Annotated in this window: 14 protein-coding genes; 5 read left to right on the top strand and 9 right to left on the bottom strand. The window is 65.4% G+C overall.

Annotation, left to right across the window (positions count from 1 at the left end; all coding sequences use genetic code 11):
• The first annotated feature begins 50 nt into the window (after positions 1–50).
• The 3 genes from ctaC to WDU93_RS07810 are packed head-to-tail and all read left to right on the top strand — an operon-like array spanning position 51 to position 3,104.
• On the top strand, positions 51–950 hold the full coding sequence (gene ctaC / locus WDU93_RS07800) for an aa3-type cytochrome oxidase subunit II (protein WP_337319272.1): 900 nt from the start codon (positions 51–53) through the stop codon (positions 948–950).
• 3 nt (positions 951–953) lie between these two features.
• Positions 954–2,666 carry an aa3-type cytochrome oxidase subunit I gene (gene ctaD / locus WDU93_RS07805; RefSeq protein WP_337319274.1) on the top strand — a complete coding sequence of 571 codons (1,713 nt, stop codon included), beginning with the start codon at positions 954–956 and terminating at the stop codon, positions 2,664–2,666.
• A gap of 3 nt (positions 2,667–2,669) precedes the next feature.
• On the top strand, positions 2,670–3,104 hold the full coding sequence (locus WDU93_RS07810; protein WP_337319276.1) for a cytochrome c oxidase subunit 4: 435 nt from the start codon (positions 2,670–2,672) through the stop codon (positions 3,102–3,104).
• Between the two features lie 61 nt (positions 3,105–3,165).
• On the opposite strand, the gene WDU93_RS07815 is transcribed toward WDU93_RS07810, so the two are convergent.
• From WDU93_RS07815 to ctaE, 6 genes are all read right to left on the bottom strand, one after another.
• Positions 3,166–3,585 carry a rhodanese-like domain-containing protein gene (locus WDU93_RS07815; RefSeq protein ID WP_337319278.1) on the bottom strand — a complete coding sequence of 140 codons (420 nt, stop codon included), beginning with the start codon at positions 3,583–3,585 and terminating at the stop codon, positions 3,166–3,168.
• 82 nt (positions 3,586–3,667) lie between these two features.
• A complete protein-coding gene (locus WDU93_RS07820) occupies positions 3,668–4,075 on the bottom strand; it encodes a Rid family hydrolase (RefSeq protein WP_337319280.1) in 408 nt (135 codons plus the stop codon).
• A gap of 75 nt (positions 4,076–4,150) precedes the next feature.
• Positions 4,151–5,959, bottom strand: coding sequence for a cytochrome bc1 complex cytochrome b subunit (qcrB, locus tag WDU93_RS07825; protein ID WP_337319283.1), 1,809 nt, complete (start codon positions 5,957–5,959; stop codon positions 4,151–4,153).
• Positions 5,956–7,032 (bottom strand): cytochrome bc1 complex Rieske iron-sulfur subunit, encoded by a 1,077-nt coding sequence (qcrA, locus tag WDU93_RS07830; protein ID WP_337319285.1) that lies wholly within the window; start codon positions 7,030–7,032, stop codon positions 5,956–5,958. The genes qcrB and qcrA overlap by 4 nt, the downstream gene beginning before the upstream one ends.
• Before the next feature lie 36 nt (positions 7,033–7,068).
• Positions 7,069–7,875, bottom strand: coding sequence for a cytochrome bc1 complex diheme cytochrome c subunit (gene qcrC, locus WDU93_RS07835; protein WP_337319287.1), 807 nt, complete (start codon positions 7,873–7,875; stop codon positions 7,069–7,071).
• Positions 7,876–7,895: 20 nt separating this feature from the next.
• The gene (gene ctaE / locus WDU93_RS07840; RefSeq protein ID WP_474199793.1) at positions 7,896–8,549 is read right to left on the bottom strand and encodes an aa3-type cytochrome oxidase subunit III; all 654 of its coding nucleotides are present in this window, start codon (positions 8,547–8,549) and stop codon (positions 7,896–7,898) included.
• A gap of 210 nt (positions 8,550–8,759) precedes the next feature.
• Here ctaE and trpD point away from each other — a divergent pair, with 210 nt between their 5' ends.
• Together trpD and WDU93_RS07850 are read left to right on the top strand one after the other, a co-directional pair.
• Positions 8,760–9,824, top strand: coding sequence for an anthranilate phosphoribosyltransferase (gene trpD / locus WDU93_RS07845; protein WP_337319289.1), 1,065 nt, complete (start codon positions 8,760–8,762; stop codon positions 9,822–9,824).
• Positions 9,825–9,830: 6 nt separating this feature from the next.
• On the top strand, positions 9,831–10,820 hold the full coding sequence (locus tag WDU93_RS07850; RefSeq protein ID WP_337319291.1) for a PHP domain-containing protein: 990 nt from the start codon (positions 9,831–9,833) through the stop codon (positions 10,818–10,820).
• Between the two features lie 6 nt (positions 10,821–10,826).
• On the opposite strand, the gene WDU93_RS07855 is transcribed toward WDU93_RS07850, so the two are convergent.
• From WDU93_RS07855 to WDU93_RS07865, 3 genes are all read right to left on the bottom strand, one after another.
• Positions 10,827–11,750 (bottom strand): 5'-3' exonuclease, encoded by a 924-nt coding sequence (locus tag WDU93_RS07855; protein ID WP_337319293.1) that lies wholly within the window; start codon positions 11,748–11,750, stop codon positions 10,827–10,829.
• Positions 11,751–11,923: 173 nt separating this feature from the next.
• Positions 11,924–12,715, bottom strand: a complete 792-nt coding sequence (locus WDU93_RS07860; RefSeq protein WP_337319295.1) for a hypothetical protein — start codon at positions 12,713–12,715, stop codon at positions 11,924–11,926.
• Between the two features lie 53 nt (positions 12,716–12,768).
• Complete coding sequence (locus tag WDU93_RS07865; protein WP_337319297.1) at positions 12,769–13,314, bottom strand: hypothetical protein; 546 nt, start codon at positions 13,312–13,314, stop codon at positions 12,769–12,771.
• Positions 13,315–13,334 lie beyond the last annotated feature (20 nt).

Consider the following 13,334-nt stretch of genomic DNA (forward strand, 5'->3'; position numbering starts at 1 on the left):
AGGTTGCCCTAGACTTGGGTTGCCCTTGTTCGTGATCTGAAAGGTGCATCGTGCCCTCGAAACGCCGCCTTCGTTGGGCCGCACTCCCCGTGGGAGTCGCGGCAGCCGTGGTCTTGGCGGGATGTACTCCCACCGAGCTGAACGGCTTCCTCCCAGGCTTCGTCGAGGGCGGTCCGGCTGCCACGAACCAGACCGAGCGTGTCTCGGATCTGTGGGTGAACTCCTGGATCGTCCTGCTTGCCGTCGGCCTCATCACCTGGGGTCTGATGGGTTGGGCAGTGATCGCCTACCGCCGCCGCAAGGGACAGACCGGTCTGCCGGTGCAGCTGCGCTACAACATGCCGATCGAGATCCTCTACACGGTGATCCCGCTGATCCTCGTGCTGGGCATGTTCTTCTTCACGGCGCGCGACCAGACCGAGATCGAGACGCAGTGGGAGAACCCTGACGTCGAGATCACCGCGATCGCGAAGCAGTGGGCGTGGGACTTCCAGTACAACGGCGAGGAAGAGGACAACTCTGACGCCGTGTGGACGATGGGCATCCAGGCCCAGCCCGACAAGGATGGCAACATCGACAAGGAGCAGCTGCCCACGCTGGTGCTGCCGGTCGACCAGAAGGTCACCATCCACCTGCAGTCGCGTGATGTGATCCACTCGTTCTGGATCATCGACTTCCTGTACAAGAAGGACATGTACATCGGCAAGGACAACACGTGGTCCTTCACGCCGACTCGCGTCGGCGAGTACGACGGAAAGTGCGCCGAGCTGTGCGGTGAGTACCACTCGATGATGCTCTTCAATGTGAAGGTCGTCGAGCAGGCTGAGTACGACGCCTACCTCGAGGAGCTCGAGGCTGAGGGCAACACGGGCGACATCAACGACGCCTACGACCGTCTGGGCAACTTCCCGGGCACGGGTGCTGCCACGAGCGGCGAGCACGAGGAGTAAGACATGACGACCACCGCTGAACCCCAGGCCCCTCGTCCCACGACGATCCCGCCGCGCCAGGCGGCGCTGCTCAGCTCCTCCCGCGTGGAGCAGAAGGGCAACATCGTCGTCAAGTGGATCACCTCCACCGACCACAAGACCATCGGGTACATGTACCTGATCGCCTCGGTGCTCTTCTTCCTGCTCGGTGGCGTGATGGCTCTCGTCATCCGCGCAGAGCTCTTCGCGCCCGGCATGCAGATCGTGCCGACGAAGGAGCAGTACAACCAGCTGTTCACGATGCACGGCACGATCATGCTGCTGATGTTCGCGACGCCGCTGTTCGCGGGCTTCGCGAACGCGATCCTGCCGCTGCAGATCGGTGCACCCGATGTCGCCTTCCCGCGTCTGAACGCCTTCGCCTTCTGGCTGTTCCTGTTCGGATCGACGATCGCGGTCGCCGGCTTCCTCACCCCGCAGGGTGCGGCATCGTTCGGATGGTTCGCCTACCAGCCGCTCGCCAACGCGACCTTCTCGCCCGGTGCGGGTGGAAACCTGTGGATGCTCGGTCTGGGTATGTCCGGTTTCGGCACCATCCTTGGTGCGGTGAACTTCATCACCACGATCATCACGATGCGTGCCCCTGGTATGACCATGTGGCGCATGCCGATCTTCTCGTGGAACACGCTGATCACCAGCCTCCTCATCCTCATGGCGTTCCCCGTGCTCGCCGCCGCGATCTTCGCCGCAGGCGCCGACCGTGTGCTCGGAGCGCACATCTACGACGTCGCCAACGGCGGTGTGCTCCTGTGGCAGCACCTGTTCTGGTTCTTCGGACACCCCGAGGTGTACATCATCGCGCTGCCGTTCTTCGGCATCGTCTCCGAGATCTTCCCGGTGTTCAGCCGCAAGCCGATCTTCGGTTACAAGACCCTGGTATACGCGACCATCGCGATCGCGGCCCTCTCGGTCGCGGTGTGGGCTCACCACATGTACGTGACCGGCTCGGTTCTGCTGCCGTTCTTCGCGCTGATGACGATGCTCATCGCCGTTCCGACCGGTGTGAAGATCTTCAACTGGATCGGCACCATGTGGCGCGGTTCGGTGACGTTCGAGACGCCGATGGTGTTCTCGCTCGGCTTCCTCGTGTCGTTCGTCTTCGGTGGTCTGACCGGTGTCATCCTCGCCGCGCCGCCTCTGGACTTCCACCTGAGCGACTCGTACTTCGTCGTCGCCCACTTCCACTACGTGGTCTTCGGAACCGTCGTGTTCGCGATGTTCGCCGGCTTCTACTTCTGGTGGCCGAAGTGGACCGGACGCATGCTCAACGAGCGACTCGGCTACGTGCACTTCTGGATGCTGTTCATCGGCTTCCACATGACCTTCCTCATCCAGCACTGGCTGGGTGTGGACGGCATGGTGCGTCGCTACGGTGACTACTCGGCCGCTGACGGCTGGGTCTGGGGCAACCAGGTGTCGACCATCGGCTCGATCATCCTCGGTGCCTCGATGCTGCCGTTCTTCCTGAACGTGTGGATCACGGCGCGGAAGGCGCCCAAGGTCACCGTCAACGACCCGTGGGGTTACGGTGGCTCGCTCGAGTGGGCGACCTCGTGCCCGCCGCCGCGTCACAACTTCACGTCGATCCCGCGCATCCGCAGTGAGCGTCCTGCCTTCGACTTGAATCACCCTGAAGCAGCCGAGCACCCTGTTGCCGCAGCTGGAGAGGCCAAGTAAGCCATGCGCGACAATGTCATCCTGTGGTGGATCCTCACCGTCTTCTTCGTGATCGTCGCCGCCGTCTACACGGCGTGGAACATCATCGCTCACCCTGACCGCCCGATCGTCACCGCGATCGAGTGGGTCGGCACGGTTGCCCTGCTGTTCGTCGCGTTCATGAGCGCGATGATCGCGTTCTACCTGCACCGCACGCACCGCGCGCAGGGTGGTGAACTCCCGGAGGACATCCTCACGGCCGACATCGACGACGGTGACCCCGAGCTCGGTGAGTTCAGTCCCTGGTCGTGGTGGCCGATCGTTCTAGCCGCGTCGGCTGCGGTGTTCCTCATCGGCCTCGCCGTCGGACACTTCCTGCTTCCGATCGGTCTGGCGATCTTCGTCGTCGCCATCGTCGGCTGGGTGTACGAGTACTACCGCGGTCACTTCGCCCGCTGAGAACTCAGCAGAAAGGCCCCTGGATTCGTCCAGGGGCCTTTCTCGTTGCCGGTGTGAGAGATCAGACCGTGGAGCGCACGCGGGGGATCCCCGTGAGTGGATCAACCGGTCGGTGGTGTGCGCCATCGGCATCCTCGACCAGGTATCCCTCGCGCACCCAATACTCGAATCCGCCGATCATTTCGCGCACGCTGTACCCCAGGCGCGCGAATTCGAGCGCGGCCTTGGCGCCTGCGTTGCATCCGGGGCTCCAGCAGTAGACGACCACGTCGGCATCCGCGGGAATCTCCTCGGGTGCGCGGGACGCGATCTCCCGGTAGGGCAGATGCACGGCGCCAGGAAGGCGCCCCTGCGACCATGCCTCGCGCGAACGCACGTCGACGACAACAATGTCTTCGCCGGCCTGCTGAGACGCATACAGGTCGCTGGCATCCGTTTCGTAGGTGAGCTTTGCGGCAAAGTAGTCAGCGCGATCGAGCATGCCTGAAGCCTAGGGGAGCGTGTGCCCGGTCGCGCGTGGATGGCGGCCATCCTGGCGTGAGTTTCTGCCAGGTGGACAGCGCTCAGGTGGCCGCGACGGCAGCGACGGCCTCGATCTCGACCAGTTGGTCGGGGTAACCGAGCACCGTGACTCCGAGCAGGGTGCTGGGCGCATCATGGTCGCCGAATGCGGCGCTGACGACCTTCCACGCCGCGTGAAGATCCGCGCGGTCGGCCGACGCGACGAGTACACGGGTGCTGATGACATCGCTCAGGTGCGCGCCCGCAGCATCCAACGCCCCTCGTAGCGTCTCCACGCACTGCTGGGCCTGTGCGACAACGTCTCCTGGGTGCGCCGTGGATCCGTCATCGGCGAGGGGACAGGCGCCCGCCAGGAAGATGAAACGGCTGCCTGCCGGTGCCGTCGCCGCATACGCGTACGGGGCATCCGCGAGGTCTGGTGCGCGCAGCAGCTCCACGAGTGAGGTCACCCCCTGAGCGTACCGAACACAACGAAGAAGGCCCCGTCTACTCCGAAGAGCAGACGGGGCCGGGGGAGGGGCGAGTTACTCGCCGTCCTCCGACTTCTTCTTGCGCGGCTTCTTGACCGGCTCCGTGGCGATCACCGAGCTCGGGGTGTTCCCCGTCTCCGTGACGTGCACCTCGTGAGCTGCGATCTGGTCCTCACGGACCCCCGCCCGCTCGTGCGCTCCGGCGATCTCACCCGCGACGACCTCGTCATCGTGCGTCAGCGTGTGGTGCTGGTGCGCGTCGGCCGCATCGAGCTCGGCCTGGGTGAGCGGCTGCAGACGGTCCTCGAAGAACCAGCGGGAGATCGCGGAACGCAGGTTCTGCGTCCACGGGATGCGACCCTTCGCGTTCGGACGGACCACGAGAGGCTCATAGGTCTCGTAGTCGACGAGCTTCCAGCGGTCGTACACGTCGACGGGCTGGTGTACCTCGATGAACTCGCCGCCGGGCAGACGCACGATGCGACCGGACTCGTAACCGTGCAGAACGATCTCGCGGTCCTTCTTCTGCAGCGCGATGCAGATGCGCTTGGTGATGAAGTATCCGAGGATCGGGCCGAGGAACAGCAGGGCCTGGAGGGTGTGGATCACGCCTTCCATCGTCAGCATGAAGTGCGTGGCGATGAGGTCGGAGGATGCCGCAGCCCACAGGACAGCGTAGAAGATGACGCCGGCGACACCGATCGCGGTGCGCGTTGCCGCGTTGCGAGGACGCTGCGCGATGTGGTGCTCGCGCTTGTCGCCCGTGACCCACGCCTCGATGAAGGGGTAGATCGCGACCAACACGATGAACAGGCCCAGCACAGCGACCGGCACGAGGATGCCGAACGACCAGGTGTGGTTCAGCCACACGACATCCCAGTTCGACGGGGCCAGACGCAGGGCACCGTCGGCGAAGCCGATGTACCAGTCGGGCTGGGTACCCGCGGACACGGGGGAGGGATCGTACGGGCCGTAGTTCCAGATCGGGTTGATCTGGAAGAACGACGCGATGAGCACGATCGTGCCGAAGGTGATGAACAGGAAGCCGCCCATCTTCGACATGTACACCGGCATCATCGGGTAACCGACGACGTTGCCGTTGGATCGACCGGGGCCTGCGAACTGGGTGTGCTTGTTGATCACCATCAGCATGAGGTGCAGCACAAGCAGTGCGATCAGGATGAGCGGAAGCAGCAGGATGTGCAGCACGTACAGGCGGCCGACGATGTCGGTGCCCGGGAACTCGCCACCGAAGAGCAGGAACGAGGTCCAGGTGCCGATCAGCGGCAGACCCTTGATCATGCCGTCAATGATCCGAAGACCGTTGCCCGAGAGCAGGTCGTCGGGAAGCGAGTAGCCGGTGAAGCCCTCTGCCATCGCGAGGATGAAGAGGATGAAACCGATCACCCAGTTCAGCTCGCGGGGCTTGCGGAATGCTCCCGTGAAGAACACACGGAGCATGTGGATACCGATACCGGCCACGAAGACCAGAGCGGCCCAGTGGTGGATCTGGCGGACCAGCAGGCCACCACGCAGGTCGAACGAGATGTGCAGAGTCGACTCGAGGGCCGCCGACATCTCGATGCCCACCATCGGCGCATAGGCTCCGTTGTAGTGCGTGGGGACCATCGACGCCTGGAAGAAGAACGTCAGGAAGGTTCCGGAGAGGAACACCACGACGAAGCTCCACAGAGCGATCTCGCCGAGCATGAACGACCAGTGGTCGGGGAAGATCTTGCGGCCGAGCTCCTTGACGAAGCCGGAGAGACTCGTGCGCTCGTCGAGGTAGTTCGCCGTGGCGCCGATGAAGCGTCCGCCCAGAGGCTTCTGCTTGGTGTCGTCGTTAACGGTTGCGGTGCTCAATGGCGCTCCCAGAAGCTCGGGCCGACGGGTTCCTTGAAGTCGCTCTGCGCGATGAGGTAGCCCTCATCGTCGACGGCGATGGGCAGCTGGGGCAGCGGACGCGCGGCCGGGCCGAAGATGACCTTCGCGTGGTCGGTCACGTCGAACTGCGACTGGTGGCAGGGGCAGAGCAGGTGATGCGTCTGCTGCTCGTACAGGGCCACGGGGCATCCGACGTGGGTGCAGACCTTGGAGTACGCGACGATGCCGTCGTACGACCAGTCCTTGCGGTCCTCGGCCTCGATGAGCTGCTCGGGGCGCAGACGCATCAGAAGCACGATGGCCTTGGCCTTCTCTTCGAGATAGCCGCCCTCATGACCGAGTTCCTTCAGGCCGTCGGGGATGACGTGCACGGCCGAGCCGAGCGTCACGTCCGCGGCGCGGATCGGGGTGCCGTCGGGGTCGCGCACCAGACGCGTACCGGTGTCCCACATGGTGTGCTCGAGCAGGTAGACCGGCTCGCCGGCCTCCGGATGCTCGGGGGAGTTGAACGGTGCCAGGCCACGGAAGAGCGTGATGCCGGGAACAACCGAGGCGACGACGGCGGCGATCAGCGAGTTGCGGATCATGGTGCGGCGGCCGAAGCCCGACTCTTCGTTCGCGTCGGCGAAAGCCTGGATGGAGGCCTCACGCACCGAGTCGCGTCCACGGGTGGGGTGGCGCTCCTCGACGAACTCCTTGTCGGACATCAGGGCCTTCGACCAGTGGATCGCTCCGAGGCCCAGCGACAGCAGCGCGAGACCGATGCCCAGTCCGATGAAGAGGTTGTTGTAGCGCACGTCGATGAGTGCGCCGCTCTCGATCGGGAAGAGCATGTAGGCGGCGACCGCCCAGATGCTGCCCGCAAGCGAGAGGTAGAACAGCGTGTAGACGGTGCGGACCGCGGCCTTCTCGGCCTTCGGGTCCTTGTCAGTCATCCGCTCACGGTGCGGCGGCAGTCCCGGGTTCTGCACGGGATCGCTGACTGCGACGCCCAGCCCCGGCGAGGGCTGGTAGGCCCTGTCGAGAGCCTGCGTGTCGTCGTCGTGTGCCATGGTGCTCCTCGTACGTTCCTCTTCGATGAATATGCGTCAGTTGGACTTCGCCGTGATCCACACGGTGAGGGCGACCAGTGCGCCGATACCGAAGATCCAGATGAACAGACCCTCAGAGACGGGGCCCAGCGAACCCAGCGTGAACCCGCCGACCTGCACGGCATCCTGCTGGTAGACCAGTGCCGCGATGATGTCGCGCTTGTCCTCGGCGCTGAGGTTCATGTCACCGAAGACGGGCATGTTCTGCGGGCCGGTAACCATGGCTGCGTAGATGTGCAGCGCGCTGGTCGACGTCAGGGCGGGGGCGTACTTGCCCTCGGTGAGCGCTCCACCGGCGGCGGCGACGTTGTGGCACATCGCGCAGTTGACGCGGAACAGCTCTGCGCCGTGCGCGATGTCGGCGTCTTCACCGGAGAGCACCCACTCTTCGGGGTACGTCGGGCCCGGCGCGACGGACTGCACATAGGCGGCCATGGCCTTGATCTGGTCTTCGGTGAACTGCACGGGCTTCTGCGGAGCCTGCGGTCCCTGCATCTGCAGCGGCATACGACCAGTCGACAGCTGGAACTCGGTGGCGAGCTCGCCGACACCGATCAGGCTCGGGCCGTTGTCGGTGCCCTGCAGGTCGAGACCGTGGCAGGTGGCGCAGTTCGCGGCGAACAGCTTCTCGCCATCATCGACGGTCAGCTGCGTGGCCGCGGCCGACGGCGTGTCGGTGGAGGCCATGGCGGCAGACGCCCCGGCGTAGGCGCCGCCGGTGAGCAGCAGGCCAGCACCGATGAGGGCTGCGGCGGCAAGGGGGCTGCGACGGCCGCGCGAGCGGCGCTTCTTCTCTCGTGCCATTTCGGAAAATCGCTCCGCTCTTATTTCAGGAAGTAGATGACGAAGAACAGCACGATCCAGACCACGTCGACGAAGTGCCAGTAGTAGGACACGACGATCGAGGACGTGGCTTCCTTGTGCCCGAAGTTCTTCACGGCGTATGCGCGTCCGATGACGAGCAGGAAGGCGATGAGGCCGCCGGTGACGTGCAGGGCGTGGAAGCCGGTCGTCAGGTAGAAGGCGGATGCGTAGCTGTCGGCCTGGATGGGCATGCCCTCGGCGACGAGGGTGGCGTACTCCCAGACCTGGCCGGAGACGAAGATCGCCCCGAGCGCGAACGTGACCCAGAACCACTCGACCATGCCCCAGCCGAACAGGCGACGACGGCCGGCTGCGTTCACCTGACCGCGACCGATGCGGTAGGGCTGCAGGTCTTCGGCCGCGAACACGCCCATCTGGCAGGTGAACGATGACGCGACCAGGATCGCGGTGTTCACGGCCGCGAAGGTCACGTTGAGCATGTCGGTACGCGAGGCCCACAACTCGGGGGAGGTGCTGCGGAGGGTGAAGTAGATCGCGAACAGTCCCGCGAAGAACATCACCTCACTGCCGAGCCACACGATGGTGCCGACAGCTACCGGATTGGGCCGCTTGATCGTTCGGGCTGCCGGGGCATACGTCGCTGAGGTCGTCACCCCTCCATTATGGCCGATACGGGAGGCGATTCTTGCATCAGCTCACCCTGATTCCCTGGTTCAGCACTTAGGCCAACCTAAGAAATGCCTGCGAATGTCCGGTGCTTCCGCACAGAATCGCGGGTCAGAGGCATCCTCCGTGTTCTGCATCCGATTTTCGAGCCCGTCATCTCGAATCCGCATCGAAATCGGCGCGGATAGGATCGGGGCATGGCTGACACCCTGACCTGGCCCGATGTCCTGACCACTCTGCTTCAGCGGCGTGATCTCAGCGTCTGGGAGTCGACCTGGGCGATGCGTCAGGTGATGCAGGGCAAGGTGTCCGAAGCGCAGCTGGCGGGTTTCCTCGTTGCGCTGCGGGCGAAGGGCGAGACGATCGATGAGATCGTCGGCTTCCGCGATGCGATCCTCGAGGCGGCCGTGCCTCTTCCCGTCTCGAGCGACGTGCTCGACATCGTCGGCACGGGCGGCGATCGGGTCGGCACAGTCAACGTGTCGACGACCGCGGCGATCATCATCGGCGCGAGTGGCATCCCCGTGGTCAAGCACGGCAACAGAGCAGCGAGTTCCTCGTCGGGGTCGTCGGATGTGCTCTCCGCCCTCGGGCTCGACATCTCCCTCGACCCTGAGCGCGTGTCGAAGGTGCTCGACGCGACGGGCATCACCTTCGCGTGGGCGGCAGCGTTCCACCCCGGCTTCAAGCACGCCGGCATCGTGCGCTCCGAACTCGGAGTGCCCACGGTGTTCAACATGCTCGGTCCGCTGTGCAACCCAGCCCGAGCTGAAGCGAACGCCGTCGGCGTGGCGCAGCTCGATCGTGTGCCGCTGATCACCGGCGTCTTCCGCACGCGCGGCGCCACGGCGCTGGTGTTCCGCGGTGATGACGGACTGGATGAACTGACGACCACCGGGCACAGCCGCATCTGGGAGGTCGCGCGCGGTGACATCCACGAGCATGACCTCGACCCTCGCGATCTCGGCATCCCGCTCGCAGATCTCTCTGACCTCATCGGCGGCTCGCCGGAGCACAACGCCAACGTCTTGCGCCGCACGCTCGCGGGAGAGCAGGGGCCGGTGCGCGACATCGTGCTGCTGAACGCCGCCGCCGGCATCGTCGCCTACGAGCTGTCGCACGACGCCTCGCTCACGCAGGTGCCGATCGTCCAGCGCCTGCGCACCGCGTACGCGGTCGCTGAGCGAGCAGTCGATGACGGGAGGGCGACGGCGAAGCTGGATGCCTGGGTGCAGGCGACCAGGGAACCGCTGACGGACTGAGCGTCGATGGATCCTGTCGCTGCCCTGATCGAGATCGCCGAGCTGCTCGAACGCGAGCGGGCATCCCGGTATCGGGCGCGAGCGTTCCGGCAGGCGGCAGCAGCGTTCGCGGCGCTGCCCGAGGACGTGCGGTCGGATCCGACGCGGCTGCGGGCGGCGAAGGGGATCGGTGCGTCAACGTTCGAGGTGATCCGGCAGGCGCAGGCGGGGGAGACACCCGCGTACTTGAGAGAGCTGCGCGGCGCGGTGGAGCCCCAGCGCGTGTCGGCACTGCGCGCCAGACTGCGCGGCGATCTGCATGCGCACAGCGATTGGTCAGACGGGACGACGTCGCTGGAGTCGATGGCGGACGCCGCGCGTGCGCTTGGTCACGAATACCTGGCCATCACCGACCATTCGCCTCGCCTGCGTGTGGCACGTGGACTGTCGGCCGAGCGGTTGCGCGAACAGATCCCGCTCGTGCGGGCGCTTTCGGGTGACGGTTTGACCGTGCTCGCCGGCATCGAGGTCGACATTCTTGAGCGCGGCGCGCTCGACCAGGCGGACGAGCTGCTCGACGAACTCGACATCGTCGTCGCCTCGGTGCATTCCCTCTTGCGGATGGATGCCGGACCGATGACCGCGCGGATGATCGCCGCGGTCTCCGACCCTCGCGTCGACGTGCTCGGGCACTGCACCGGGCGCCTGGTGCAGGGGGAGCGGGGTACGAGGCCGCCGTCGCAGTTCGACGCACGAGCGGTGTTCGCCGCCTGCGCCGAGAACGGGGTTGCTGTCGAGATCAACTCCCGGCCCGAGCGGCAGGATCCGCCGGACGACCTCATCGCGATCGCGCTGGATGAGGGATGTCTCTTCTCGATCGACTCCGATGCCCATGCCCCGGGACAGCTCTCGCTGCTCGACTACGGGGCGGAGCGTGCGGAGAAGGCCGGGGTTCCGGCGGAGCGGATCGTCACCACGTGGGGTCTGGAGCGCCTGCGCTCCTGGGCGCGCGGGTAGACCCGTTCAGCGTCCGTCGATCGCGCTGATGGCGCGGTCCATCGACGTGCCGAGGTTCCATGCTTCGGCGAGTGCACGTGCGGCGTCCGCCTGTGCCGGCTCCAGCGGCAGAAGCGGGGCGGACGGGACGTCGATGTCGAGGTCGGTCGCGACGCGCACGACAGTCGGAGCGACGTCGAGGTAGGCGGCCGCATCGGCAAAGCGTGCGGATGCCGAGGCGCTCATGCCATCGCCCGCGGCGGCGGCCGCGCGGATGGCGTCGAGGTCGCCGTGGGTCTGCAGCAGGGTGGCGGCGGTCTTCTCGCCGATGCCCTTCACGCCGGGGAGCCCGTCTGAGGCGTCGCCGCGCATGGTGGCGAAGTCGGCGTACTGCGACGGGAGGATGCCGTACTTGGCGACGACCGATGCGTCGGTGAGGACGTCGAGGTTGCTCATGCCGCGTGCGGTGTAGACGACGCGCACGTCGCGGGCGTCGTCGATGAGCTGGAAGAGGTCGCGGTCGCCGGTCACGATGTCGACGGGAAGTGCTGAGCGGGTCGCAAGAGTGCCGATGACGTCGTCGGCCTCGTGCTCTGCCGCGCCGATGATCGGGATGCCGAGGGCCGTGAGCGTCTCACGAATGAGGGGGATCTGCTGCTCGAGCGGGTCGGGCACCTCTTCGACGTCGGGACCTGCGGCGATGACCTCGACTACCCGGTGCGCCTTGTAGCTGGGGATGAGGTCGACCCGCCACTGCGGGCGCCAGTCGTCGTCCCAGCAGGCGACCACATGCGTGGGCTTGTAGGTGCTGACGAGCTTGGCGACGATGTCGAGCAGTCCGCGTACGGCGTTGACCGACATGCCGTCCGGTGCCTTGACCTTGTCCGGCACCCCATAGAACGCGCGGAAGTACAGGGACGCGGTGTCGAGAAGCATGAGGCGATCGGTCACGGTCACAGCCTACGGTGCGGGTCCCTCAGCTTGTCGCCCTCGGTCCCTGAGCTTGTCGAAGGGCCCTGAGCTTGCCCCCCTTGGGTCCCTGAGCTTGTCGAAGGGCCCTCCCCGGGTCCTTGAGCTTGTCGAAGGGCCCTCCCTGGGTCCCTGAGCTTGTCGAAGGGTCGAGTTCAGCAGCCCGGGGCCGACGGGCGTTCGGAGCAGGTGTTCGCGACCAGCGCCGTGTGTGCCTCGAAGATGCGGATCTCCTGCGCGGGCCCGGTGGTGTTGAGCTGGCCAGGGATGGAGAACCATCCACCACCGAGGTCGATCTCGGCGGTGTAGGCGACGTCGACGCGGGCATCGTAGGTGCCGCGCTCCGCATAGGTGTGAGACGTGTCGGTGGGAGTGAACTGGGCCTGGCCGAGCGATGCCCAAGATGTGCCGCCCTCGCTGCCCGAGTCGGTGGCACCGTCGCCGTAGTGAAAGGAGTATGTGGCGGGGGTGAATCGGACCCGGATCGGGAAGCCGAAGAGGTCGCCGTTTTGGGTCTGGACGGATGCCGAGGCGACGAAGTTCGTGGGGAGTCCGGCGACGCCGAGGTTGTCGGGTTCGCCGGACAGGGGAGTGCCGGCGGGAGCGAAGCGGGCGAGATCGGTGATGGTGATGGCGGGGATCGCCTCGAACTCCTCGATCTCTTCCGGCGTCGCATCAGGGAAGACCTCTCGCAAGCACTCTTCGTAGCTGGTCCAGGTCAGGCAGACCTTCTCCATGAAGGTCTGTTCCTCGAACACCGGAATGTACTCGGTGTTGTTCGATCCACCGGTGCCGTAATCATCGTTGCTGTTGCCGCCGGAGTTGTCGCCCCGGCCCCCGCCTGATGTGCGAGTGGCGGACGTCGTCACAGCGTTTCCGTCGTTCGACGTCACGAAGTCAGTGCCGCCGACACCATCACCCTTGTCCGGAACTTCTTCCGCGCTCACCGGGCTAGATACCAAGATCACGAAGCCGATGGCAGCGGCTGTCGCAGCAACCACTAGCCCGCTACGCATGTGTCCGGCTCCAGTCGGTCAGCTCGAGCGATTCGAACCTCGTCGTCATCAAGCTCGAACTTGACGATTGCGCCAGAAACATCGGGACGGTCGTCCGGAACCATCGAGACTCCATCCTGATTGATCACATCGGTCTTGCTGACGTCGACGCAGATCTCAGCTGTGATCGTTGATTCGTTGTCAAACTTCAGCCCTTCAAAGCGCACCAGTTGAGAGTCGCCCGTCATCGCGAACCGTTCAGCGTGCAAGGTGCTGAAGTTCTTGCGATCGCGATTCTGAAAGTCGCCGGTCGTGTACTTGTACACCGCTTCAAATGTCTGTGGCTTCGACGTGTCAACTTCGTTCAGGGCTTCTGTGTACGCCCGATACGTCTCCTCGGCCGCGGCGAAGGCCTCCTCATCTGAGGCGAAGAGGGCGGTCGCTGTCGGGGTCGGTTCGGGTGCGGGTGTGCAGGCGGCGAGCACGCCGATCGACAGGGTGAGCGCGCAGAGCGCGCCGACGAAGCGGGGGGAGGCAGCTGCGTGAGTCACCCGGCCACGGTAACCCGGCC

The organism is Microbacterium istanbulense (assembly GCF_037204145.1).
Taxonomy (GTDB): Bacteria; Actinomycetota; Actinomycetes; order Actinomycetales; family Microbacteriaceae; genus Microbacterium; species Microbacterium istanbulense.